Source organism: Synechococcus sp. A15-127 (assembly GCF_014280215.1).
Lineage (GTDB): Bacteria > Cyanobacteriota > Cyanobacteriia > PCC-6307 > Cyanobiaceae > Parasynechococcus.
This window is the reverse complement of record NZ_CP047948.1, coordinates 2,476,756-2,500,064: the sequence shown is the minus strand read 5'-3', so window position 1 is coordinate 2,500,064 and position 23,309 is coordinate 2,476,756. Positions and strand designations below refer to the sequence as shown.

The following is a 23,309-nucleotide window of genomic DNA, read 5'->3' as shown; positions in this document are numbered from 1 at the left end:
GATTCAGCCGCTGATGTGATTCATCAGGCGGGAGAACAGATCAGAGTTGCCGCCCTGACGATTGATGGAGGCTCCGTCCCGACCGCTGGCGCTCAGCCAGTTGACGAAACGAGAGAAAAAATCGCTGCGGTTAGCCATAGGAGAGGGGAGAGTGGTCGAGAGGTTGAGCCGTGGCTTCAAAAGGAAGCGCCACGGCGTTGAGGCATCGATCAGTTCCGTGGCGTGGCACCGAACTGTTCGATCAGCACCTCTTTCAGGACGGCTTTGATCTCATCGGCCGGAATTGCTTTTCGGTGGATTTCTCCGATGGCAGGGTTCGGACCCTGAGAGCCACCGAGCGTCAGGGTGTAGCCCTCTCCCATCTCTCCGTCGCTGTTCTTGGCCTTGGTACCGGTGAGACCGATGGCACCCATGTAGGCCTGGCCGCAGGTGTTCGGGCATCCCGTCCAGTGGATCTTCAGCTCTTCGGGAAGATCCAGTTCCTGGTCCAGTTCCTGAGCGGCTGCAAGTGCCTGGTCCTTGGTGTTCGTGAGGGCGAATCCGCAGTAGGTGCTGCCGGTGCAGGACACCGTTCCGGCGGCGATCGTGCCGGGCTGAAGCGGGAACCGCTGCAGCAGAGGATCGGCCTTGAAGGCGTCGATTCTGTCGGTGGAAAGTCCTACGAAGATGACGTTCTGGTCTTCGGTGAGGCGCACTTCACCGCTGCCGTAATCAAGGCTTGCTGTGGCCAGATCCTGCAGATCCTGTGCTTTCAGGCGCCCGACCGGAACATGCACGCCTGCGAAGGACAGGCCGTCTTGTTTCTGAGGATGGATGCCGTAATGGGACCGTGGTGTGGTGTCGAAAATGGAGCCAGGGTCGGGCGTGAGGCTTCCGAAGCGTTCCTCGACCATGAGGCGGAACGCTTCCAGACCGACCTGATCCAGATAGAGACGGAAGCGTCCCTTTGGACGTTTGTCGCGTTCACCGTTGTCCCGCCAGATTTTGATCACGGCATCCGTCATGGCGCAGATCTGATCCGGCTTCACCCAGGCATTCAGTGGAATGGCATAGGCATTCATCTGAGAGGACAGCACTCCGCCGATCCAGACTCCGAATCCCATGACGCCATCCTTTTCCACAGGGTGAAAAATAATGTCGTTGTGAAGGAGAAAATTATCCTTGGCACCGGCAACAGCTGTATTCCACTTGCGCGGAAGGTTGGAGAATTCGGGGTTTCCCTCGCAGTTGTTGGTGAGAAAATCCTGCAACTCCGACGTGTATGGCCTGGTATCGATAATTTCGTTGGGGTCGATGCCGGCGATGGGGTTTCCGGTGACGTTTCTGGGATTGTCGAAGCCGGATTGAATGGTGCTCAGGCCCGCTTCCTTGAGTCGTTTCAGAATTTCAGGAAGGTCCCCCAGCAGCACACCTCGAAGCTGGAGGTTCTGTCGGGTGGTGATGTCGCAACTGCCCTGCTCTCCGTACCGTTCAACGATGGAGGCGACGATTCGCAGTTGATGCGCCGATAAAACTCCATTCGGAACCCGCAGGCGCAACATGAATTTGCCCGGTGTCTTCGGACGCCAGAACATGCCGAACCACTTCAGGCGTAATTGCAGATCTGTTTCATCAATCTGCTCCCAACCGAGCTCAGCAAATTTTTCAATTTCGCTGCCGACAAGCAAGCCGTCTTTGGCAGCCTTGTTCTGCTCGATCTTGTTGAGCTTCTTGCCATCCAGATACGGCCTGGAAGGAGAGCTGATGGTCATGAGCTTTATAAGGATAGGGCGGACTGATCGCTCAGATAGAAGGCGCTGATCAGCTGAAATGGCCCGAAGACCTGAAGCACTTCAGAAAGAAGGGAGTGCCCGGACTTTGTAATTAACGCCTGTAATCCAGGCTCGGTCCGTATCGAATCGAACAATTTCTGCGGAGAGTGTCGAAACTGTGTTGCTTGTTGGATTTGTTGTCTTCGCTACATCCTGTGACTCCCGTCGAGCCGTAAAAGGCTTTCTTCCTGTGAGTCAGTATTGGCGTCCGATTTCGCCAACCATCCGCACAGCGCCAGCTCGGAGCATTTGCCAGACACGCTTCATCGCGGCGAAATCCCTGTCAAGTTCGCTGCGTCTGAACGCGTCTCGGTTCCTGGGGCTGTACCTGGAGTCACCCCGTTCCAGCGGTTCCCGGTAGGAACGGCTCTCCAATGCAGCACGATTGACGTTGCGTCGAGGCGCCATGGACCCGGCAGAGTTCAGAACACCCTGATGACATCAGTCGGCATGGCCATCAATCCGTGGCCGTTGCTACGGAACAAGTCTTCGGCCCGTTCCTCCCGCGCGCTGCGCCTGGTGGTGCACGGCCGCAGCGGCGGTGAAGTGCCTGTCTGCCTGACCACGCTGGTCGCTGAACTTCAGCAGCGACGATCCTCTCCCGTTCAGTTGGAAGTGCTGACGGCTGAAGCTCCTGAACCCTGTCCGACTGCGAGCACCTGGCTGATTCCTCTTCTGCTCTGGCCCGGTGCCCATGCCCGCATCGATGCTCCTGCCATCCGTCAGCGCCTGAGGGCTGAAGGGAAGGAGGTCACCATGCTTCCGTTTCTCGGTGCCTGGCACCACTGGTGGGATGCAGTCGCGGCTGCGCTGGCTGGACTTGACTCCAAGCGGCCTGTTCTTGTTCACCACCCTTTGCGTTCCGGAGTTGCCGATCGTTTCCTGGCCGGGTTGTCGGAGCGGCTCGGGTTGCCGTTGCTGCCGTTTGACCGCCTGGAGGATCATCGAAAGACCGATCCCGAGGCTCAGCCTCTGCCTCTGACACTGGCTCCGAATCGGATGACGGAAGCCCTGCGCGAGGCTGGTGGGCTACCCCCCCTTCTCGAGCATTCCCTGACTCGTCAGGCCCTGATCGAACTGTTAGCTGCTCTGCCGTGACGACCGCTGAACATCCTGGAACCGTTTATCTGGTCGGAGCTGGCCCCGGTGATCCGGAGCTTCTCACCGTCAAGGCTCAGCGTCTTCTGAGCCGTTGTGATGCGCTGGTCTATGACTCGCTGGTGCCGGAGGAAGTGCTTGATCTCGTGCCGGTGGGCTGCGAGCGCCGTTTCGTCGGTAAACGGCGTGGCCACCATTCGGTTCCGCAGCCCAGCACCAACGCCGTGCTGCTGGAAATGGCCCAGAGGCACGCTGTTGTGGTCCGGCTCAAGGGAGGCGACCCCTTTCTGTTCGGTCGGGGTGGGGAAGAGGCCGCATACCTCGCCGACCGCGGCATTCCTGTGCAGGTGGTTCCAGGGGTCACGGCCGGCATCGCTGCACCGGCCTATGCCGGAATTCCCGTGACCCATCGTCGGGCAGGTTCCTCCGTCACCTTTGTCACCGGCCATGAGGAGATCGATAAGCGTCGTCCGTCGGTGAACTGGCGTGCACTGGCAACAGCCAGTGATGGATTGGTCATTTACATGGGTCTTCACAACCTGCCGCGCATCGCTGAGGAGCTGATGCTCGGTGGTCTGTCGGGGGAGACTCCGGTGGCTGTGATCCAGCAGGGAACTGTCTCCGGCCAGCGGTGTCTGAGGGCACCTCTGGCGCAGGTCGCAGCCGAGACCCGCTCCCAGCAGTTCAAATCCCCGTCGATCGTTGTGATCGGCGAGATGATTGACCACCGGGTGGAGGCCTGCATGCCAGTGCCTGCAGCGGTCACCATGCCGATTCCGTTCTGAGGTGCTGGGCCTTCATTCCCGCAGACGGGTTCGCAGTTGAGCCAGGTTGCAGGGGCGGGTTTCCGGATCCAGCTGAGCGCGGATCAAGCGGTCCCAGGCTGTTGTGACCGCATCCAGAGATCCCGGAAGCACGAAGACGAACGTGCCGTTGGCGACGCCGGCCAGACATCGGCTTTGCAATGTGCTGGTGCCGATGCTCTGGAAGGACAGCACCCGGAACAGTTCGCCAAAGCCGTCGATTGTTTTGTCCAGCAGGGGGGCGACGGCCTCCGGTGTGCCATCTCGGCCGGTCAGCCCGGTACCGCCGCTGCTGATCACCACGTCGACATCGGCATCGGCGATCCAGCGGCTCAGTTCCGCCCGGATCCGATAGCGGTCATCGGGGCAGAGAGCTCGCTCCTTCAGCCGATGGCCGGCGGCTTCCAGGCTGTTCTGCAGGTGATCACCGCTGGCGTCATCGGCGAGAGAACGCGTGTCGGAGATGGTGAGCAGGGCGATGGAAAGGCCCAAGGCACAGCGGTGCAGAACCCGGACGCTAGAACCGCATCAGATGAGAAGGCCAGGGTGCTGCGGGTGTTGCTGTTCGCCTCACTGCGGGAACGGGCCGGTTGGGAGGAGCGGACGCTGCCGTTGCCGTCGGAGTCGCCGACAGCGCGGCAGGTTTGGGAGGGTCTGCACCTGGGTCCGCTTCTGGGGATCAGCATTGCCGTGAACCAGCAGCTGGTGGATGCCGATCAGCGGCTCAAAGCCGGGGATGAACTGGCCTTTCTGCCCCCGTTCACGGGGGGGTGAACCATGGCCACCGTTCAGGTTGAGATCCGTATGGCCGCCTTCGATCCCTGGCAGGAGCTGTCCGTCTGGGGTGGGCATGCTGCGGCCAGTGCGGTGTTCATCGGTCGGGTCCGGGCGATGGCCATGGATGGTCGCGTTCTGCAGGCTCTCGAACTTGAGCACTACCCCGGCCTGTGTGAGCGGTTACTTGAGGCGATCGCGGAGCGGTTACGGCAAACCCACGCAGCAGACCGGGTGTTGGTGCTGCATCGGGTAGGCCGCTTGTCGCCGGGTGAGCCGATCGTGTTGGTCGCGGTGGAGGCGGATCATCGCGGTCCAGCTCAGCGCTGCGCTGCGGATCTGTTGGAGGAGCTCAAGCACCGGGCTCCGTTCTGGAAGCGGGAATGGTGCGGTGATCAGGGGGTCTGGCTGAACAGCAACACATCGCTCTGGGCTTCAGATCCCAGAGCCAGGGGACTGTCGCCAGAGCCATGACTGATCAATGGACGCTGAACCGGCTCAATTTCGCGGGCGATTGGCAGGGACCGGGCGCCTGGTTTGGTCGCGATGCAGCGGGACGCTTGGATCTCGCCTCGCCGAATCGTGTGATCGACCCAACGCGTTACCGCATCTCATTCCCAGACGACGACAACGGACGATGGGACGGGTCAGGTTTGATGTTCGCCAAGGGTGGCCACGCCAGTTATGCCATCAGCCGGGCGTCGTACAACGCCGGCGGGGGGTGCTGGCAGTTTCAGGGGGCCGGTGGGCAATCCAGCCTGTCGCTGGATCAGCAGCGGCCTCGCTTTGGTCACGAGATCAATCTGTTCAGCGGCCGTTCCCGCTCGATGCTTGTGCTGCTTTGGGAGTGGACGGATAGCCATTGGTGTCTGCACATGGTTGGTGCGGTTGCTTTCCGGTGCCGCCAGTCCATGGAGATCGAACAGGTTCGACCTGTTCCTGATTCGGCGGAGGCGCTGCTGGAACCGCTGAGGGGTTGGCGGGGGACTGCGGAACAACTCAGGCCTCAGCAGGGGACCGGCGGTCGTGTGCGTTTGCTCGGCTCAACGACGTTTGCACCAGAGCAACTGCTGCGCTCCTCCTGCTCCGCCGTCATGCCGGATGGTCTGGTTTTCTCCGTCCCGGAGGAGCTTCCGGGAGGGGCTTTCCAGCTCGAGATCGGAGGCCTGCTCAGTGCTGAGTTGTTCCAGCAGATCAGCATTGAGGTGGATGCCGATGGTCGGCTGATCACCTGGGAACGACGTCGTTTTCAGAACAGCCTGGGTCGCAGCAGCTGAGCCCAGAGGCGTGTGCCGGATTCCAGGTGATCTGCATCAGCAGGAATCTCCAGCAGCAGATCCGCCTGTTGGAGTGATCCGATGCGGGAGGACGCCTGTGACCCATTCACCCTTGCCAGAAGGGTTCCATCGTCTTGGGTCTCGAGTCGGGCTCTTGCCAGCTCAGGTCGGCCCGGTCGACGTGCCAGCGGATCGGCCAGTTCAACCTGCAGACGAGGAAACAGTTCCGGTTCGCTTTGTCCCTCCAGTTTCTGGAGCGCTGGCCACAGCAGTTGCAGACTGGTGATCGCTGCTGCCACAGGGTTTCCGGGCAGTCCGAAGAAGGGAACGCCGTCTCCCAGGCAGCCGAAGGCGAAGGGGCGACCTGGCCGCAGGAACAGTTTCCAGAAGTGCACTTCGCCGAGTTCGGCGGCAAGTTGGCGGATCCAATCGCTGTCGCCGGCAGAGACACCTCCCGTGCTGACGACGGCATCGCAGGTGATCGCAAGATCGCCGAGGGCCTGTCGCAGGGCATCGGGTTGATCCGGCACCACGCGGCGGTGGTGAACGGTCTGGCCGAGCGACTGAAGCATCGTCTCCAGCAGCGTGCCGTTGCTTTCCCAGATGGCGCCGTTCGGTCGGACACGTCCAGGTGACACCAGCTCATCTCCACTGATTAGCAGGCCGATCCGTGGCTGCTGCCACACCTTCAGCTCAGCGACTCCGCAGCCTGCGAGGCGTCCCAGATCCGCGGGTCCCAGGCGCTGCCCTGGGGTCAGCAGGACGTCCCCTTGAGCGCATTCTTCGTCGACACCACGGATCCAGGGCCTGTCCGAGGCGTCCTGGTTCAGGACGATGCCGGATCCGCAGACGGTGACCAGTTCCTGTGGCAGGACCCAGTCGGCGCCATCGGGCAACGGAGCGCCGGTGAGAATCCGGATCGCCTCCCCGGTTTCGAGGCTGCCGTCGAACGGTTGGCCAGCGGCGGAGCGACCCTTCAAGATCCAGCGTTCTCCGGGTTGGGGCTGGCTGGATTGCCCCAGGGCGTAGCCGTCCATGATCGAGGCTCGAAAGCCCGGTACCGACTCCCGAGCGAGCAGTGTCTCAGCGCTGATGCGACCGCGAGCCTCGGCCAGCTTCAGCGATTCGCTGCGGTTGAGCGGTTGGATCGCATCCAGCACGCGTTGACGGGCCTCAGCGAGACCCAGACCTTCGCGGCCGTACGGCTCAGCGGCTCCAGGCACCGTTGCGCCCCCCATCCTTGTGCTGCAACCGGACGGCTTCGATCGTCATGCCTGGATCCACGGACTTGAGCATGTCGTACAACGTCAGCAGACCCACGGAGACGGCGGTCATCGCTTCCATCTCGACGCCGGTCTGACCGATCGTGCGGCAACGGCAGCTGAGGGTCAGCCCAGGCAGCGCTTCGTCGGCTTCGATGGTCACCTCCATGCCGCTCAGGGGCAGGGGATGGCACAGAGGGATGAGTTCCCAGGTGCGTTTCGCGGCCTGAATGGCAGCCACCCTGGCCACGGCGAGCAGATCTCCCTTGGGGGTCTCGCCGCGGCGGACCATCTCCAGTGTGGAGGCCATCATCCGGATCGCACCGCAGGCATGCGCTTCGCGGCGGGTGGCGGCCCGGTCGCCAACCTCCACCATGTGCACCTCGCCCTGTTCGTTGAGGTGGCTGAGATCGTCGGCCATCAGATCAGGATCACCGCACCGCTGGTGAGGTCGAAACAACTGACCACCAGTCTCATGCGGCCGTCAGCTTCCGCCTGACTCAGCAGATCACTCTGTTTCAGAAGGTTTGCCGCGGTTCCCCTCGCATTGCGTCTGATCGCCTCATCGAGGGTCGTGCTGTCCGAAATCTGCTCCCGGATCGGGTTCAGCAGTCGTTCCAGTGATGGCGACAGATCATCACCGCCCATGGCAGAGGTCACCGCACCGCAGCCGCTGTGGCCCATCACCATCACAAGGGGGGTGTTGAGGACACTGACGCTGTATTCAACCGAGGCGATCGCTTCGGTGAAGGCGGTGTTGCCTGCATTGCGGATCACGAACAGTTCCCCGGGTGTGGTGTCGAAGATCCAGCTGGGGGAGACCCTCGAATCGGCGCAGGTCAACAGCGTTGCCCAAGGCTGTTGACCATCGATCAGATCACCAGGCGGATTGAAGCAGCGGTTGCCGTGGAGCTGAACGCTGAGGTCTGTCGAGGTGTTGGTCGCGGCGTCCTGCCAGGCCCTGCTGAAGCGCCGGTTGCCCTCCATCAGCGCCTGGAGTGGATCCTCCGGTGAACAGAACCTCGATTCAGCTGCTTCTGCCACCTGCACACCTGCAAGCACAGCGACACTGAGGCCTCCACAGGCATTCAGCAGCTCTCGGCGTTGCATCGGCATGCCGGCACCCTATGCAGGCCGGCATGCCGGGGGTGTCAATCAGCGTTCGCCGAGAGTGGACCAGAGAGTGGCTTCGGAGCCGACCACCGGTTCGATGGTGACCGTCGGTGCTTCCGGGATCGCTGCCACGCTGCCTGCCACGGCATCCCGCTCACCGAGGGGGGCCCAGAGGGTGGCGGGGCTGGCGATCACAGGCTCAACAACTGCTGCACCACCCTGGATGAGGCTGGTTTGGCTGCGGACCAGTTGAACGGCCAGGGAACCGACGATGAAGGCTCCGAGGAAACCGGCGGCCACCGTGATCGGGCTGCGGCCTGTGGAGACGAAACTGTTGGTCAAGGCTGAAACCTCACGGATGTGAGTTTCAGTATGGAAACAATTGGTGTTCTCCGCTACTGAATGGAGAGAATTCGGTAGCTGATTTAACGGTTCTTACAATTTCAAAGCTGGCTGATTCATGGCGCGCTCTGCTTTCGGCGGTCACCCAACCGTGTGACATGCCGAGCAGCATTCCAAGGGAGATGGCGAAACGCACAGATGCAATGTTGTTACAACCTGAACATCTCTGATCGCCTGCATCTTCGTTGTCATCATTGACACCGTTCAGCGCTTGATTGATGGCCCGCAGCAGCATTTCCGCCAGCCATTGTTTTGCTTTCGAACAGGACTTCATCGGCACTTGGCGCTGCATCCCTCTCTGCGTGCGCCGCAAGCTGGATCTGGTCGGTGTGAAGCTGAAGCTCAGCCATTGGCTTGCCCTTTCGCAGCCTCAGCGCCAGGCCCTTGTGGATTGGTCAGACGCCGCCGATGCTCTCGATCAGATGCGCCAGCACCTGCGAACCATTTCGCGGGAGATGGCCGATGGCATCGTCAGAGATCTTCCGCCGGCTGTCGATGAGCCCTGGCAGCAGGGAACCGCGCTGCCGGATGAGATTCACAGCGCCGCTGAGGCAAGGGGGGTGGATCTGACGCCAAAGCAGTGGGCAGCGATCAGTGAGCTGGACCGCTTTGCCCTGTGCAAGCTGGTGCGGCCCGGGCATGACCACCACAATCTCGAGGCTGCTCTCAGCGAAGTGCTGGGGTGAGCAGACGGCGCAACCCGTCCAGCCGTCCTTTCTCCTGCTCCATCGGTTTCACCACGGAGACGGCCGGGGCAACGATCACCGCGCAGGCTTTCAATTCCGGCTGCTTCGAGACAGGACAGGCCTGGTCGTGCATCAGGGTGTTGGCTTCACAGGCCTTCTCCTGGGTGAAGCCCCAGTGCATCGGCAGGAAAACGGTGCCGCGTCGGATGCGATCAGTCACGTGAACCGTCGCGGTGAGATGGCCGCGGCGTGAGCTGATCGCACCAAGCTCCCCGTGACGCAACTTGAGCTCCTGCGCGTCCCCCGGATGGATCTCCAGCAGCGGCTCCGGGTGCATGGACTGCAGTCGTTCCACCTTGCCGGTGCGGGTCATCGTGTGCCACTGCCCCAGATAGCGCCCCACTGTGAGCACCAGCGGGTAGGTGTCGCAGGGCGGTTCCGCCAGACCGAGCGGTTGTTCGGTGCAGAAGTGAGCGCGTCCGCTGGGGGTGGCGAAATGCTGGTCGCAGTACAGCCGTTTCGCTTCAGTGCCAGGCCTGCAGCCTCTGGGAAAGGGCCACTGCTGAGGTCCCTCATTGTTGAGCAGGGCATGGCTGAGGCCACTCACATCACAGAGTCGGCCTGCGGTGAGCGTTGTGAATTCCGCATAGACCTCAGCCGCTGATTCGAAGCCGAACTGCTCGGCGTAGCCCAGCCGGCGACCCACCTCGGCAAACACGTCCCAGTCCGGACGGCTCTCACCGAAGGGTCGTCGGAAGGCCGGGCAGTAGGTCACCCGCCGTTCGGAATTGGTCATGGCACCGGCCTTTTCGCTCCACTGGGCAGCGGGCAGCAGCAGGTGGGCGTAATGGGAGGTCTCTGAATCGGCATAGGCCTCACTCACCACCACCAGGGGGCAGTTCCCCATGGCGGCCTTCACACGGTCCAGGTCCGGCATGCTCACCAGTGGATTTGTGGCGGCGACCCACCAGAGATCCAGTTCGCCCCGTTCCATCGCCTCCACCTGCTGCCAGGCTGCCAGCCCTGGTTTGGCGGAAATACGGCCAGCCGGCAGGTTCCAGGCCTTCTCCACGTCGGCGCGGTGGTCAGTGTTGGTCACCAGTCGATATCCGGGCAGCAGGTGAGACAGTCCGCCGGCTTCGCGACCACCCATGGCATTCGGCTGGCCTGTGAGAGAGAACGGACCAGCTCCAGGCTTGCCGATCTGACCGGTGAGCAGGTGCAGGTTGATCAGGCCGCCCACCACTGCGGTGCCTTCCCGCCGCTGGTTCACCCCCATCGACCAGAGGCTGAGCACCGTTTCGCGACGGTGAAACAGAGCGGCCACCTCCCGCAGACGTTTCTCTGGAATGTTGCAGAAGCGGGCCACCCGCCTCGGAGTCCAGCGGGCAGCCACGTCGAAAAAGGCGTCGTAGTTTTCGGTGTGGTCGTCGATGAACGTGGCGTCCTGTCCGTTCTCGCGCAGCACGAGGTGGGCGATCCCGTGCAGCAGCGCCAGGTCGCTGCCCGGTGCGATCGGCAGGTGAATGTCGGCGGCTTTGGCGGTGTCGGTGCGGCGTGGGTCCACCACCACGATTTTCAAGCTGCCGGGATTGCGTTTTTTGCGTTTCAGCAGTCGCTGGAACAGCACCGGGTGGCATGCGGCCGTGTTGGTGCCGATCAGGAAGGCCACGCTGCAGTGATCCAGATCCTCGTAGCAGCACGGAGGGCCGTCCGATCCCAGGCTGCGCGTGTAGCCGGCCACAGCCGAACTCATGCAGAGCCTTGAGTTCGCGTCGAAATTGTTGGTGCCCAGCGCGCCCTTCAACAGCTTCTGGGCGAGGTAGTAGTCCTCGGTGTGGAACTGCCCTGAGCCATACATGGCGATGGCATCGGCGTTGCCGCGCCTGGACACGCTGCTGCGGATCTGATCGGTGATCCGACCGAGAGCATCGTCCCAGCTGATCGGGGCGAAGTCGTCCTCGAGGCTGCTGCGGAACAGGGGCTGACGCAGCCGACCTCTGGCCAGGGTCTCTCCGACCGTTGCCCCCTTGATGCAGACCTGTCCCAGGCTGGAGGGATGTTGCCGGTCGCCACGGGCGGTCCACATCGGGTTGCCTTCGGCGTCCCGCTTCACCGCCTGGCCTTTCACAGCCGGTGGAAGGAGTTCGAGGCCACAGCCCACACCGCAGTACGGGCACTGACTACGGACGCTGGGGGGACCGTCGCTCATCTGGACAAGGGATCAAGAACGAAACCCGGGGCCGAAGCCCCGGGCTGATGGGCAGTGATCAATCGCTGCCTACGGAGGTGGCTCAGGCCACTTCGCCTTCGTGGAGTTCCGCGAAGGAACCCTTGGGCTCCTTGAGGAAGAAGAAGCAGAAGAAGGCCACGATCAGTCCAGCCACGCCCAGGATCTGGAAGAAGGCGCTGTTGGAAGCCGCGATCACCTCGGGGGTGGGTTCGCCGCCACCGCCCATCCACATCGGCAGCAGGCTGAAAATGGTGAGGTAGGTCACAGCGCCGACGTTGCCGTAGGCGCCCACCAGACCAGCCACCTGACCGGTGACGCGGCGCTTGACCAAGGGCACCAGCGCGAAGGTGGCGCCTTCACCGGACTGCACGAAGAAGGAGGCGAGCATGGTGATCACCACGGCCACAAAGATGCCTGTGGAACCGGAGAAGGTGCCCGGCTTGATCATGCTCATCACCAGATAGCCGATGCCCAGGCCGGCGGTGAGGAAGCCCATGGTGTTCTTGCGGCTGCCGACGCTGTCGGAGATCAGACCACCGGCGGGGCGGGCCACCAGGTTCACAAAGGCGAAGCAGGAGGCCAGGATTCCAGCGGTGGCCTTCGGCAGATCGAAGGTGGTTTCGAAGAAGGTGGGCAGCATCGACACCACGGCCAGTTCGGACCCGAAGTTCACGATGTAGGTGAGCTCGAGAATCGCCACCTGGCGGAATTCATAGCGGTCTTCCTTGGGGTAGACCTTGGTGCCGAGGATCAGCTCGCGGTTGGTGCGGATGATGCCCCATGTCTGGAACGCGAACCAGAAGGCCACGGCACCCAGGGCCAGGGGATAGGTGGCCGGCGTGAGGAAGCCCACCTTCTGCAGGCGCCAGCAGAGCACGCAAAGGATGGCGGCGAAGGGCACATTCATGCCCAGCAGGCCCCAGAAATCGCGCATCGAGGTCACTTCCAGACCAGCGGTCCGTTCTGGACGCTGGTACGTCCTGCCCGGGGGGGTGTCGGTGACGTTGAAGAAGTAGAAGACGCCGTACAGCGCCGAGATGATGCCGGTGAGCGCGATCGCACCGCGCCAGTTGAGAACAGCACCGGTGGGCAGTTCAAAGCCGCCGGAGAAGGAGAGGAAGCCGGCGAGGGCGACCATGGTGAGGGCTGAGAAGGCGGAGCCGAAGTTGCCCCAGCCGCCATAGATGCCCTCAGCCAGGCCGATTTCCTTGGGCGGGAACCATTCGGCCACCATGCGGATGCCGATCACGAAGCCGGCGCCAACAATGGAGAGCAGCAGGCGAGCAACCACCAGCTGGTTGAAGTCCTGGGCGGACGCAAACAGCAAGCAGGGGATCACCGAAAAAACCAGGATGCTGGAGTAGGTGATCCGAGGACCGAATTTGTCCAGCAGCATGCCGATCAGCACGCGAGCCGGAATGGTGAGGGCCACGTTGCAGATGGCCACGGTGCGGATCTGACCAACGGTCAATCCGAGATCCGCTTTTACGGTGGTGGCCAGAGGGGCCAGGTTGAACCAGACCACGAAGGTCAGGAAGAAGGCGATCCAGGTGAGGTGGAGGGTGCGATACCTGCCCTGGAACGACCAAAGGTCGCCAAGCATTGAGAGGAGAAATTTTTAAACCGCGGGCTTCAAAACGAAAGGGTGCCCGTGGGTGGCGAAACGGTCAAAAAATATCCGTTAAGTGGCGCATTCAACCAATGTGCGATGAATCTGTTGGTTTAATCGGTTACCAACTGGCTGGTTTCTGTGCTCTGCCGCACATTGAATCGACTGATGATTTTGATCAGGATATTTTCTGTGGATCGATCTGGTAGCAAGCACTACTGCAAGACCACGGTGTCCTAGATCTTCCATAACTTCATTCGCTGGCGTGAATCCACTTCCGCAGGTGTGTCTGCTCAGTGGTGGCGACAGCCGACGCATGGGATGCGACAAGGCGTTGTTGCCTCATCCCGATGGTGGTGTCTGGCTGACGGCGATTGTGGATCAGTTGCTGCCTCTTGAACTCCCGGTCCAGGTCGTCAGTCGTCATCAGACCCATGCCGATCAACTGGCGCATCGTTCCGATGTGCGTGTTCTGCTGGAACCGCCGCCCTGGAGCGGGCCGCTGAATGCCCTGGCCAGGGTGTTGCCGTCGACACCGGGCCAGGCGGTGCTGGTTCTTCCCGTGGATATGCCGCGACTCAGAACGGACACCTTCAGGCAATTGATCATGGCCTGGCAATGCAGGCCGGATCGGATCGCCGTTGCGCATGACGGTGAGCGTCTGCAGCCACTTCTGGCGGTGATCCCATCGGGGGCACCGTTTCAAACTGCCCTCATCGAGCAACTCACCGCCGGCCATTGGCGCTGGCTGGACTGGTTGGACCGGCTGCCGCTGCAGACGGTGCGATTGCCGCGCGATGTGCTGCTCAATGCGAACCGACCCGAGGATCTGGCAGCGTTGACCCCATGACTAGTGAGCCATCGGTTGCCGATCAGCGTTCTCGGACGCTGGGTGTGTTGCGGTTGTCGTTAACAGCCCGCTGCAATCTGTGCTGCCCGTACTGCTGCCCCGATGCGGAGGATCCTCCAGGGCTGCTGAGTCTGGAGCAGCAGTTGCGTCTGATTCGGGTTGCCTGTCGTCTCGGCGTGCACACCCTGCGGCTCACCGGGGGTGAACCCCTGCTGAGTGACCGCTTGCTCCCTCTGCTTCAGCAGATCCACAACGGACGGGAGACGCTCGGTGATCCTCTCAACGGGTTGCGCGAGGTCGCTCTCACCAGCAACGGCGTGCTGCTGACGTCCGAACGGGCGACGGCACTTCGTGCGTCCGGTCTGGATCGGATCACCATCAGTCTCGATGCTGTCGATCCAGAGGTGGCGGCGCGCATGGCCGGCCTCCGTGGCGGTGTTCCTGCCGGTGAACGCCTCCTGCAGCAGGTGTTTGCCGGCCTGCAGGCTGCCACGTCAGCCGGTTTTGATCCTGCTGCCGGTCGCCTGAAGCTCAATGCTGTGATTCAGCGGACTGTGAATGACGATCAGTTGATTCCCTTAGCGGATCTGGCGCGGCGCTGGGGGCTTGAGCTGCGTCTGATCGAATTCATGGATGTCGGCAATCGCAACGGCTGGGGTCCGCAGCAGGTTCTCCCGGCCGCTGAAATGGTGAAGCGCATCGATGCGCGGTGGCCCCTCCAGCCGCTCGGTCGCCCTGTGAGCGGTACGGCGCGGAGCTGGCGTTACTCCGACGGTGCAGGCTTCCTCGGTGTGATCGCCTCCATCAGTGAGCCGTTCTGTTCTGATTGCAACCGTTTGCGCATCACGGCGGATGGCCGTGCCTTCACCTGTCTGTTCGCAGCGGAGGGCACGGATCTGACCCCGGTATTGGACGTGGAGTCAGACCTCGAGCGGACCATGGCCGCTCTCTGGCATCGGCGAAGCGATCGCTACAGCGAGGAGCGTCATGGCAACGCTGATTCAAACCATCATGCGGAAATGGCCTATCTGGGTGGGTGAACCGTTGCTGTCGCGACCGTTTCCCAAGGCTTCTCCCGGTACAACACGTGCAGTGTTCGGGTTTTCATCGACCCGGTTTGATGTTTGAACTGCTGGCCTACGAACGCTTCCGCGACACACCATCGGTTCGGTTCTTCGATATCACCGTGGAAACATCGAATGCCCGTGACCTGGTGATTCACACCGGGCCGGCGACCAGCCCACCCAACGATCCGGCCAGTGGCGCCTGGCAGTTCTATCTTCATCCTCACCAGGAGGACAATCTGCTTGCCGCCAGTGGCGGTCGCACGTTCTATCTCGTGAATCTGGCCTGGGAGAAGCCGTTCCACATCGTGAGATTGGAGAGTGGCGGCGACATCCTGCGCATTCCTCCGGGCACCTTCCATCGTTCGGTGTCAGATCCCGATGGTTCGGTCGTCCTGAACCAGGCCGTGCGCGAGCAGGGAGTCTCCCTCGTGAATGAATTCCGCGTTTACAACAGTGCTCGCATTCCGGCCTTGATGGATGCCACGACCATCACAGCGCCGAAACCATGCCTTCATGGAGTGGAACCGGCGCTTCAGGCTGCCTGAATCAGGCTGGGTTCGTGGTCCTGGCCGGATTCTGATTCCACCATCGCTTCGATCAACCAGCTCAGTTCGCTGACCGTTCCTGGTGGGCCACTGAAGGTTCCACAGACGGCTGCGGTGAGATCGGGTTTCGAGGAACTGGCCAGAACGATGTAGCGCTCGGTGATTTCGCCGCCCGCACTGGGATCGAAACCACGCCAGCCGGCCCCCGGCAGATAGACCTCGGTCCAGGCATGCAGGTCGTAACTCTGCGGTGCCGGGTCGGCGAGGTGATAACCACTCGCAAAGCGAGCCGGCAGTCCAACACTGCGGCAGCACTCCGTCATCAGCATCGCCAGATCCCGGCAGGATCCGATCCGTTCGCGCAGGGTCCGGCCTGCTGGCCAGGCCGGACCCGCGTGGCGCTGGGTGTACTTCACCCGATCCTGAATCATCTCCATCAATTGGTGGAGGAACGGCAGCACCTGTTGATTGCTGCCCATCAGCGCATCCTGTGCCAGCTCCACAGCGGAAGGATCGTGCTGGCCATTGGGTAGCCAGCCTTCGAGTGCTCCGAGCAGATCCTGGTTCAGTTGTCGCCGGGGGTAAGGGAGGGGCGGTTCAAGACCGTTGAAGCAGTCCAGCAGCGGTGCTGCCGGGTGTGTCACCACCAGACTGCTGGCCTGAATTCGCAAGGCGTCGGTGGGTCCGAAGAAGCGGACGCGTTGGATGGCATCCCCGCTGGCAGCGAGGAGGTCATGGCTGTGGCTCGGTTCAGGCGTGATCTGAAGGCTGTGCTCGATCAGATGTTGATGGCCCTGGGCGCGAGGACGCAGGCAGAGCCTGTGTTCGCCGAGCTGAACCGGGGCCTCGTAGCGGTAGGTGAGGCTATGGGTCAGCTGAGCGCGCATGAGGGGTCAGAGGGGGTGGAGGCGAGGTCGCCGGTGATGAAATATCGGTTGTGAATCAAGGCATGCAGCTGGTTCAGGTCGGTTTGCAATTGATCGATGGCTTCATGCAGTCCGCGCTCGATCAGGACATCAATGCGGATGTAACTCCATTTGGCGAGCACCTGACCCCGCAGACATTCGAGGTCATCCGGAGGCCCTGCCTGGGGGGCCCGTTGAATCTGCGACAGGGTTTCATTGATCGCCTGAAGGCAGAAACGCACGGAACGGGGAAAGATGGGATCCAACAACAGAAACCGAGCCACCGATGACGGTGTGATGGCCTGTTGCACGCTCTGGCGATACATCTGATAGGCGCCAGCTGTGCGCAGCAGAGAGATCCATTGCAGTTCATCCAGCACCCCCCCCACTTCCGTGGGCGCTGGCAGCAGCAGGAAATATTTCACGTCGAGGATGCGTGAGGTTTTGTCCGCCCGTTCGATCAGCCGGCCCAGTCGGCTGAACAGCCATGTCTGATCCCGGTTGAGGGTGACGTCGGTGATGCCGTAGAAGAGCTGACAACCTCTCCGGATGCTGCGCAGCTGCTCCTGATCCGGTTCTTGCCAGAGCGCTTCGCCTTCCTGCACGTTCCAGTAGAGATCGTTCAGCTGCTCCCACATTTCGGTGGTGATCACATCCCTGATCTGCCGTGCGTTTTCACGGGCATTGGCGATGCAACTGACGATGCTGTTCGGGTTGTCGCGATCCAGAAGCAGAAAGCTCACGACCTCTTTCGGAGATCCCTGGGAATACATCTGCTCGAAGCTGTCCCGATCACCAATGGCATCGACAAGGGGCAGCCAGGGTTCCGCGCTGCCGGGTGGACAGTCCAGTGCCATGGCTTCACTCACTTCGAGGAACCGTGAGATGTTCTCGGCGCGTTCGATGTACCGGTTGATCCAGTACAGCGAATCAGCCACTCGGCTCAGCACGGCAATGCCTCCTGTCTCTGAGCAGATACAGGGTTCTCACTCACCACCCAGGTGTCCTTGCAGCCTCCACCCTGGGACGAATTCACCACCAGGGATCCCCGCTTCAGCGCCACGCGGGTCAGTCCTCCAGGACTGACCCAGTTGGCCTTGCCGCGCAGCACGTACGGACGCAGATCCACATGGCAGGGGTACAGCTCTCCTTCGCTGAGGGACGGGACCGTGGACAGCTGAAGGGTGGGCTGGGCGATGAAATTGCGAGGGTGAGCCCTGATCTTCGCGGCGAAGCCATCGATCTCCCCAGCCGTGGCGTGAGGGCCGATCAGCATTCCGTAGCCACCAGCCTCGGCGACGGACTTCACCACCAGTTCGTTCAGATGTTCGAGCACGTAACGCAGATCGTCGTCCCTCGAGCACAGATAGGTGGGAACGTTGTCAATGATCGGCTCCTCATTGAGGTAGTAACGGATCATGGACGGCACGTAGGCGTAGATGAGCTTGTCATCGGCGACTCCGGTGCCGGGGGCATTGGCGATCGCAACCTGACCGGATCGCATCACATCGATCAGTCCCGGCACGCCGAGCATCGAATCACGACGGAAGACCGTGGGATCGAGAAAGTCATCGTCGATGCGGCGGTAGATGACATCGACAGGCTCCCGTCCAGCTGTGCTGCGCATCCAGACCCGACCGTCCTCACAGATCAGATCCCGGCCCTCCACCAGGGTGATCCCCATCTGCTGGGCCAGGTAGCTGTGCTCGAAGTACGCACTGTTGAACACTCCAGGGGTGAGCAGAACAACCCTCGGTGCATCGCTCCACGGAGCCAGATCCTGCAACGTGCGCAGCAGATGCGATGGGTAATCGTCGATCGGTTGCACGATGCGCCCTTCGAACAGGCTCGGGAACAACCGCTTCATCACGCGCCGGTTCTCCAGGAAGTAGGCCACTCCCGAGGGGCATCGCAAGTTGTCCTCCAGAACACGCCAAGTTCCCTCTCCATCCCGGATCAGATCCAGCCCGGAGATGTGGCACCAGCGGTTGAGGGGAGTGGTGATGCCCTGCATCTGCGGGCGCCACCCCTGGGAACTTTCCACATCTTCACGGGGAATGACACCGTCCCGGAGGATCATCTGCGGGCCATAGACATCCTCAAGAAACTGATCGATGGCTTCCAGGCGTTGAAACAACCCTCGTTCCAGTACAGACCAGTCCTGGCGGTGGATCAGCCGTGGCAGAGGGTCGAAGGGAAGGATCCGCTCACCGCCCTGAAGCCCTGAGCCATTCAGGCGAAATGTGGCTCCAAGACGGCGCAGCAGGTTGCTGGCGGATGCATGGCTGCGGTTCAGTTCCGCCAGTCCCATGGCACCGAGGGACGACAGCAGCGGTTCGAGATCTTCCCGGGGTGCGGATTGTTCACGGCAGAAATATTCGTCGTACCCGTCGGTCGGTCGGTACTGGGTGAACATCGCCAGAACAATGGATGCATGCATCCAAAAACTCGACAGGGGGCGCATGGGTTGCCGTTGCTACACATTGCTCGACTTGAGTTCCAAAAGCGGGATCAGCATGTGATTTGCGTATCTCTGGTGACGTGAAGCCCCCCTCTGAATGCGGTCTTCGGCTGATCTCCCGTGGAGTTCCAGACAACTTGAATCCACCAGGAGAAAAAAGAAATCTGTATCCCCTTAAACTGTTTTTAATCTTCTGCTCAACTAAGAAGTCCAGAGGGATGAAACTGGCCTTTCTTCCTCGGAGGCTGTCTTCTCACACCAGCAGCCTCCAACACATCATTGATCCAGGCATCAACTTCTGATCTCAAAGCTCAGCCAGGAGTTGAGTCAGAGCATTGGAAAAGAGCATTCGGCCACTGCGCCTCAGAGCCGCACTTTGGCGTTTCCAGTCGTTCTGAAGTTGTTCTGGCCCATCCGCTCCCATGGCGTTCACCACATAGCTGCGATCAGCTCTGATCCAGTTCTCCAGGCTGGAACCGGAGACTTCCAGATGGCATTGCAAGCCGATGGCATGGCGTTTGACCCGGAACACCTGCTCCTTGCAGTGCAGTGATGAACCCAGCAGTGTTGCTTCGGAGGGCAGGCGGATGCGATCGCCATGCCAATGCAGCACGGTCTCGCTGGGATGAAGCCCCTGCAGCAGCGGCTCCTCGCTTGGGTCAACAACCCAGTGGATGGCACCGAAGCCAACCTCCTTCAAGGGGTGCGCCGGGTGGCCCACCAGCAGCTGTTCAACGCTTCCCCCGGCCGCCATCGTCAGGAGTTGTGCGCCCAGGCAGATCCCCAGGACCGGTTTCTGCTGCTGATGCCAGGACGTCAGCCAGTCCAGTTCCCGTTGCAGCCAGTCCATGCCTGGCTGCAGGCGGTCGTTCACGCTCATGGGGCCTCCCAGCACCAAGGCGATGGTGTTGCGGCACCCATCCGGATCAGGGAAGGGATCTCCCAGAGATGGCCGCCGGACGTCAATCTGCATTTGCCGTTCCCGGGCCAGATCGGCAATCAGGTCGGGACCTTCGTGGTCGACATGCTGCACCACCAGCAGGGTGGTGCTCAAAGCAGCAGATAGCGCTGCGCGAGGGGAAGCACCTCCGCGGGTTCGCAGGTGAGCAGTTCGCCGTCGGCGAACACTTCATAGGTCTGCGGGTCCACGCTCACATTGGGCAGGCTGGAATTGAGCTTCAGAGCGCTTTTGCCAACGCTGCGGGTGTCTCGGACGGCCAGGCAGGTGCGTTCCAGCCCGAGTTGGCTCTGAATGTCGGCATCCATCGCTGCCTGGCTGACGAAGGTGAGGCAGTTGTGGACCAGTGCCTTGCCGAAGGCTCCGAACATCGGCCTGCCATGCACAGGGCCCGGGGTTGGGATCGAGGCGTTGGCATCACCCATCTGGGCCCACACGATGGAACCTCCCTTGAGCACCAGTTCAGGACGGATGCCGAAGAAACCAGGCTTCCAGAGCACCAGATCGGCGAGTTTGCCGGTCTCGACGGATCCAACCTCGCTGCTGATGCCGTGGGCCAGGGCCGGATTGATGGTCACTTTGGCGATGTAGCGCTTGAGCCGGTGGTTGTCGTTGCGATCGGAATCTTCCGGAAGCGCTCCCCGCTGCACCTTCATCTTGTGGGCCGTCTGGAACGTTCGGGTGATCACTTCGCCAACGCGGCCCATGGCCTGGGAATCGCTGGCAATGATCGAGAAGGCACCCAGGTCGTGAAGGATGTCTTCGGCGGCAATCGTTTCGCGGCGGATGCGTGATTCGGCAAAGGCCACGTCCTCAGGGATCTTTGGATCCAGGTGGTGACACACCATCAGCATGTCGAGGTGCTCCTCGAGCGTGTTGCGGGTGTAGGGCCGGGTGGGGTTGGTGCTGCTGGGCAGCACGTTCGCTTCACCGCAGATCTTGATGATGTCGGGGGCATGACCACCGCCGGCACCTTCTGTATGGAACGTGTGGATGGTGCGACCCTTGATCGCGGCGATCGTGTCTTCCACGAAGCCCGCTTCGTTGAGGGTGTCGGTGTGGATGCAGACCTGCACATCCATCCGGTCCGCGACCGACAGACAGGCATCGATCGCCGCCGGTGTCGTGCCCCAGTCCTCATGCAGCTTGAGCCCGCAGGCCCCTGCCAGCACCTGCTCTTCCAGGGCCTCAGGTGTGCTGGCGTTGCCTTTGCCGAAGAAGCCCAGATTCACCGGCAGTCCTTCAGCGGCCTGCAGCATGCTGGCGATGTGGAAGGCGCCGGGGGTGCAGGTGGTGGCGTTGGTGCCGGTGGCAGGTCCGGTTCCGCCACCCATCAGGGTCGTCACACCACTGGCCAGGGCGGTTTCGATCTGCTGCGGGCAGATGAAGTGGATGTGGGTGTCGATGCCACCGGCGGTGAGGATGTGGCCCTCGCCGGCGATCGCTTCGGTGCCCGGTCCAACGATGATCGTCACCCCTTCCTGAGTGTCGGGGTTGCCGGCTTTGCCGATGCCCACGATCCGGCCGTCCTTCAGGCCTACGTCAGCCTTGACGATGCCCCACCAGTCGAGGATCAGGGCGTTGGTGATCACTGTGTCCACGGCGCCACCTGCCCGTGAGATCTGGGACTGGCCCATGCCGTCGCGGATGACTTTGCCGCCTCCGAATTTCACCTCATCGCCATAGACGGTGTAGTCCTTCTCGACTTCGAGGATCAGCTCGGTGTCCGCAAGGCGAACCCGGTCGCCAGTGGTGGGTCCGTAGGTCTCGGCGTAGGCCTGGCGGGAGATGCGGTAGGGCATGGGTCAGGCGTCGAGGGATCCGTTGATCTGGCCGTTGAAGCCGATGACGCGTCGGGCACCGGCAAAGGGAATGAGGTTCACGTCGCGACTGTCGCCAGGTTCAAAGCGGATGGCGGTGCCGGCGGGGATGTCGAGACGATGACCGCGGGCTGCGGCCCGGTCGAACTGCAGGGCGGCGTTGGCTTCAGCGAAGTGGAAGTGGGAGCCCACTTGCACCGGTCGATCGCCACTGTTGGAGACGCTCACCGTGGTGACGGGTCGTCCCGCATTCAGCTCGAGTTCACCCGGTTCGGGAAGCAGTTCGCCGGGAATGAGAGGTGCCATGGGTTCTGCCTCAGCGAATGGGGTCGTGCAGGGTGACGAGCTTCGTGCCATCGGGGAAGACCGCCTCGATCTGCACTTCATGCACCAGCTCCGCGACACCTTCCATCACCTGATCACGGCTCAACCAGGTGGTGCCCTCCTGCATCAGTTCCGCAACGCTTTTGCCGTCACGGGCGCCTTCCAGAACCAGAAAGCTCAGCCAGGCCGTCGCCTCAGGGTGATTGAGCTTGAGGCCGCGGTTGAGCCGTCGCTCAGCCAGCAGGGCCGCGGTCACGATCAGGAGCTTGTCCTTTTCCTGAGGACTGAGATGCATGGGAAGACTCGGTCATGGTCAGTGTGTCTCCGCAATGGCCTCAGCAGTGTTCTCCTTGAACATCAAGCTCTGCAACGGCTGTTCCTGCAAGGGCTGTTCTTGTAAAGGCCAGACCCGCGGGATGCGGGGAAGGGCGAGACCCCGCAATGTCCGTGTCCGAGCCCAGATGCGGCTGAACCAGAAGCGGGCATCCCGGCTCGAAGGACCGATGTAGCGGGCAACAAGCCCTTGATCCAGCGTGCTGCAGCGCATCGTGCCGATCAGGCCATGCCGGTCGTCCCGCGCATCCTTCAGCAGCATGGAGATCGCTTCGGGACTGAGAGGCTTGGGTGCCGCCCACACCAGGGACCCGAACACCGGTGCACCGGCCAGTCCGTGGCAGTCCGTCAGGCTCGATCCACTGAGCTCCAGCCGATCCACCAGCTCCCATCGCGGTGAATCGGCTCCATGGCGCTGAATCTCAAGGCATGAGCGCCAGCATCCCTGATTCAGCCGTTCCTCCGCGGCGGTCCGCCCCAGCCGCACGATCTCCGCACTGAGAAATGAGGCGTTCTCCGGCAGGCATACCCTCAACGTTTGCTGAAACAGTGCATCGGCATACAGCACCATTTCCTGAGGCAGCCATTCCAGATCGCTATTGTCATCCAGGGTGCAGGTCACGTCCTGCCTGGACCAGGCTCCATCGGGATTCAGGCGGCTGCGGCCGACAGAGCCATAGACCTTCTGAGCAGCCACGCTGGTGATCAGGCTGCGGCTTTCAGCTTTCAGGTTCAAGTCGATGCTGAGCTGATCGCCGCCCACCAGGCCACCGGCGGTGTGAAGAAGGGGTAGTTCGCAGCGGCCGTCGTCCCCCGCCTCCGCCCGCAGAAGTTTGAACGGAGCACGGCAGCCACCCTGGTGACGGGTTCTGCCGCCGTCATTGGTTGTGAACTGCAGCCTGCAGTGGCCGTGCCAGGGCTCGAGTCGTTGCATGGTTGCCACGCTCCATGGCTGCTCTCGACTTCTCTGTAGCAATC

General features: G+C 61.8%; 27 protein-coding genes. 9 read left to right on the top strand and 18 right to left on the bottom strand.

Features of this window, described 5'->3' with window-relative positions; translation table 11 throughout:
• Positions 1–3: 3 nt before the first annotated feature.
• The gene (locus SynA15127_RS13225) at positions 4–138 is read right to left on the bottom strand and encodes a ferredoxin--nitrite reductase (protein WP_186484480.1); all 135 of its coding nucleotides are present in this window, start codon (positions 136–138) and stop codon (positions 4–6) included.
• Between the two features lie 71 nt (positions 139–209).
• Positions 210–1,751: a ferredoxin--nitrite reductase gene (locus SynA15127_RS13220; RefSeq protein ID WP_186484479.1), complete on the bottom strand. Its 1,542-nt coding sequence runs from the start codon at positions 1,749–1,751 to the stop codon at positions 210–212.
• 510 nt (positions 1,752–2,261) lie between these two features.
• Here SynA15127_RS13220 and SynA15127_RS13215 point away from each other — a divergent pair.
• Both SynA15127_RS13215 and cobA read left to right on the top strand, forming a co-directional pair.
• Positions 2,262–2,909 (top strand): DNA mismatch repair protein MutS, encoded by a 648-nt coding sequence (locus tag SynA15127_RS13215; RefSeq protein WP_255475514.1) that lies wholly within the window; start codon positions 2,262–2,264, stop codon positions 2,907–2,909.
• A complete protein-coding gene (gene cobA / locus SynA15127_RS13210) occupies positions 2,906–3,694 on the top strand; it encodes a uroporphyrinogen-III C-methyltransferase (protein WP_186484477.1) in 789 nt (262 codons plus the stop codon). Before SynA15127_RS13215 ends, cobA begins: the two co-directional genes overlap by 4 nt.
• 12 nt (positions 3,695–3,706) lie before the next feature.
• Here the strand turns inward: cobA and moaB are convergent, their stop codons facing one another.
• Positions 3,707–4,204 carry a molybdenum cofactor biosynthesis protein B gene (gene moaB / locus SynA15127_RS13205; RefSeq protein ID WP_186484476.1) on the bottom strand — a complete coding sequence of 166 codons (498 nt, stop codon included), beginning with the start codon at positions 4,202–4,204 and terminating at the stop codon, positions 3,707–3,709.
• A 9-nt stretch (positions 4,205–4,213) separates the two neighbouring features.
• On the opposite strand from moaB, the gene SynA15127_RS13200 reads away from it, so the two are divergent.
• From SynA15127_RS13200 to SynA15127_RS13190, 3 genes are read left to right on the top strand one after another with little or no spacing between them, the layout of a single operon-like run.
• Complete coding sequence (locus SynA15127_RS13200) at positions 4,214–4,486, top strand: MoaD/ThiS family protein (protein WP_255475513.1); 273 nt, start codon at positions 4,214–4,216, stop codon at positions 4,484–4,486.
• A 3-nt stretch (positions 4,487–4,489) separates the two neighbouring features.
• Positions 4,490–4,960, top strand: coding sequence for a molybdenum cofactor biosynthesis protein MoaE (locus SynA15127_RS13195; protein ID WP_186484474.1), 471 nt, complete (start codon positions 4,490–4,492; stop codon positions 4,958–4,960).
• Positions 4,957–5,763 (top strand): hypothetical protein, encoded by an 807-nt coding sequence (locus tag SynA15127_RS13190; protein ID WP_186484473.1) that lies wholly within the window; start codon positions 4,957–4,959, stop codon positions 5,761–5,763. Before SynA15127_RS13195 ends, SynA15127_RS13190 begins: the two co-directional genes overlap by 4 nt.
• On the opposite strand, the gene glp is transcribed toward SynA15127_RS13190, so the two are convergent.
• Genes glp through SynA15127_RS13165 form a run of 5 tightly spaced genes read right to left on the bottom strand, consistent with a single transcriptional unit; the run spans position 5,736 to position 8,853 of the window.
• The gene (gene glp, locus SynA15127_RS13185; RefSeq protein ID WP_186485749.1) at positions 5,736–6,986 is read right to left on the bottom strand and encodes a gephyrin-like molybdotransferase Glp; all 1,251 of its coding nucleotides are present in this window, start codon (positions 6,984–6,986) and stop codon (positions 5,736–5,738) included. The two genes, SynA15127_RS13190 and glp, sit on opposite strands and share 28 nt — an antisense overlap.
• Positions 6,970–7,446 (bottom strand): cyclic pyranopterin monophosphate synthase MoaC, encoded by a 477-nt coding sequence (moaC, locus tag SynA15127_RS13180; RefSeq protein ID WP_186484472.1) that lies wholly within the window; start codon positions 7,444–7,446, stop codon positions 6,970–6,972. Before moaC ends, glp begins: the two co-directional genes overlap by 17 nt.
• Positions 7,446–8,141 carry a carbonic anhydrase gene (locus SynA15127_RS13175; protein ID WP_186484471.1) on the bottom strand — a complete coding sequence of 232 codons (696 nt, stop codon included), beginning with the start codon at positions 8,139–8,141 and terminating at the stop codon, positions 7,446–7,448. Before SynA15127_RS13175 ends, moaC begins: the two co-directional genes overlap by 1 nt.
• Positions 8,142–8,180: 39 nt before the next feature.
• Positions 8,181–8,480, bottom strand: coding sequence for a hypothetical protein (locus SynA15127_RS13170; protein WP_186484470.1), 300 nt, complete (start codon positions 8,478–8,480; stop codon positions 8,181–8,183).
• Positions 8,481–8,505: 25 nt separating this feature from the next.
• Positions 8,506–8,853 (bottom strand): hypothetical protein, encoded by a 348-nt coding sequence (locus SynA15127_RS13165; protein WP_186485767.1) that lies wholly within the window; start codon positions 8,851–8,853, stop codon positions 8,506–8,508.
• On the opposite strand from SynA15127_RS13165, the gene SynA15127_RS13160 reads away from it, so the two are divergent.
• A complete protein-coding gene (locus SynA15127_RS13160; RefSeq protein WP_186484469.1) occupies positions 8,759–9,226 on the top strand; it encodes a nitrate reductase associated protein in 468 nt (155 codons plus the stop codon). The genes SynA15127_RS13165 and SynA15127_RS13160 overlap by 95 nt on opposite strands.
• On the opposite strand, the gene SynA15127_RS13155 is transcribed toward SynA15127_RS13160, so the two are convergent.
• Both SynA15127_RS13155 and SynA15127_RS13150 read right to left on the bottom strand, forming a co-directional pair.
• Positions 9,207–11,438 (bottom strand): nitrate reductase, encoded by a 2,232-nt coding sequence (locus SynA15127_RS13155; protein WP_186484468.1) that lies wholly within the window; start codon positions 11,436–11,438, stop codon positions 9,207–9,209. The genes SynA15127_RS13160 and SynA15127_RS13155 overlap by 20 nt on opposite strands.
• 82 nt (positions 11,439–11,520) lie before the next feature.
• Positions 11,521–13,062: a NarK family nitrate/nitrite MFS transporter gene (locus tag SynA15127_RS13150; RefSeq protein ID WP_186484467.1), complete on the bottom strand. Its 1,542-nt coding sequence runs from the start codon at positions 13,060–13,062 to the stop codon at positions 11,521–11,523.
• 271 nt (positions 13,063–13,333) lie between these two features.
• On the opposite strand from SynA15127_RS13150, the gene SynA15127_RS13145 reads away from it, so the two are divergent.
• From SynA15127_RS13145 to SynA15127_RS13135, 3 genes are all read left to right on the top strand, one after another.
• On the top strand, positions 13,334–13,918 hold the full coding sequence (locus SynA15127_RS13145; RefSeq protein ID WP_255475512.1) for a molybdenum cofactor guanylyltransferase: 585 nt from the start codon (positions 13,334–13,336) through the stop codon (positions 13,916–13,918).
• Positions 13,915–14,958: a GTP 3',8-cyclase MoaA gene (locus SynA15127_RS13140; RefSeq protein WP_186484466.1), complete on the top strand. Its 1,044-nt coding sequence runs from the start codon at positions 13,915–13,917 to the stop codon at positions 14,956–14,958. Before SynA15127_RS13145 ends, SynA15127_RS13140 begins: the two co-directional genes overlap by 4 nt.
• Positions 14,959–15,038: 80 nt before the next feature.
• Entirely contained in the window at positions 15,039–15,530 is a 492-nt protein-coding gene (locus SynA15127_RS13135; protein ID WP_186484465.1) for a redox protein, read from the top strand.
• Here SynA15127_RS13135 and SynA15127_RS13130 read toward each other — a convergent pair.
• The 8 genes from SynA15127_RS13130 to SynA15127_RS13095 form a co-directional block, all read right to left on the bottom strand.
• Entirely contained in the window at positions 15,518–16,417 is a 900-nt protein-coding gene (locus SynA15127_RS13130) for a transglutaminase family protein (protein WP_186484464.1), read from the bottom strand. The genes SynA15127_RS13135 and SynA15127_RS13130 overlap by 13 nt on opposite strands.
• Positions 16,402–17,385, bottom strand: coding sequence for an alpha-E domain-containing protein (locus SynA15127_RS13125; RefSeq protein ID WP_186484463.1), 984 nt, complete (start codon positions 17,383–17,385; stop codon positions 16,402–16,404). Before SynA15127_RS13125 ends, SynA15127_RS13130 begins: the two co-directional genes overlap by 16 nt.
• A complete protein-coding gene (locus tag SynA15127_RS13120) occupies positions 17,379–18,851 on the bottom strand; it encodes a circularly permuted type 2 ATP-grasp protein (RefSeq protein ID WP_186485747.1) in 1,473 nt (490 codons plus the stop codon). Before SynA15127_RS13120 ends, SynA15127_RS13125 begins: the two co-directional genes overlap by 7 nt.
• 349 nt (positions 18,852–19,200) lie before the next feature.
• Entirely contained in the window at positions 19,201–19,950 is a 750-nt protein-coding gene (locus SynA15127_RS13115) for a type 1 glutamine amidotransferase (protein WP_186484462.1), read from the bottom strand.
• Positions 19,947–21,656 (bottom strand): urease subunit alpha, encoded by a 1,710-nt coding sequence (gene ureC / locus SynA15127_RS13110; protein ID WP_186484461.1) that lies wholly within the window; start codon positions 21,654–21,656, stop codon positions 19,947–19,949. Before ureC ends, SynA15127_RS13115 begins: the two co-directional genes overlap by 4 nt.
• A 3-nt stretch (positions 21,657–21,659) precedes the next feature.
• Positions 21,660–21,980, bottom strand: coding sequence for an urease subunit beta (locus SynA15127_RS13105; RefSeq protein ID WP_115094764.1), 321 nt, complete (start codon positions 21,978–21,980; stop codon positions 21,660–21,662).
• Between the two features lie 10 nt (positions 21,981–21,990).
• Positions 21,991–22,293: an urease subunit gamma gene (locus tag SynA15127_RS13100; RefSeq protein ID WP_186484460.1), complete on the bottom strand. Its 303-nt coding sequence runs from the start codon at positions 22,291–22,293 to the stop codon at positions 21,991–21,993.
• Positions 22,294–22,311: 18 nt separating this feature from the next.
• On the bottom strand, positions 22,312–23,265 hold the full coding sequence (locus SynA15127_RS13095) for an urease accessory protein UreD (protein ID WP_186484459.1): 954 nt from the start codon (positions 23,263–23,265) through the stop codon (positions 22,312–22,314).
• Positions 23,266–23,309: the final 44 nt, after the last annotated feature.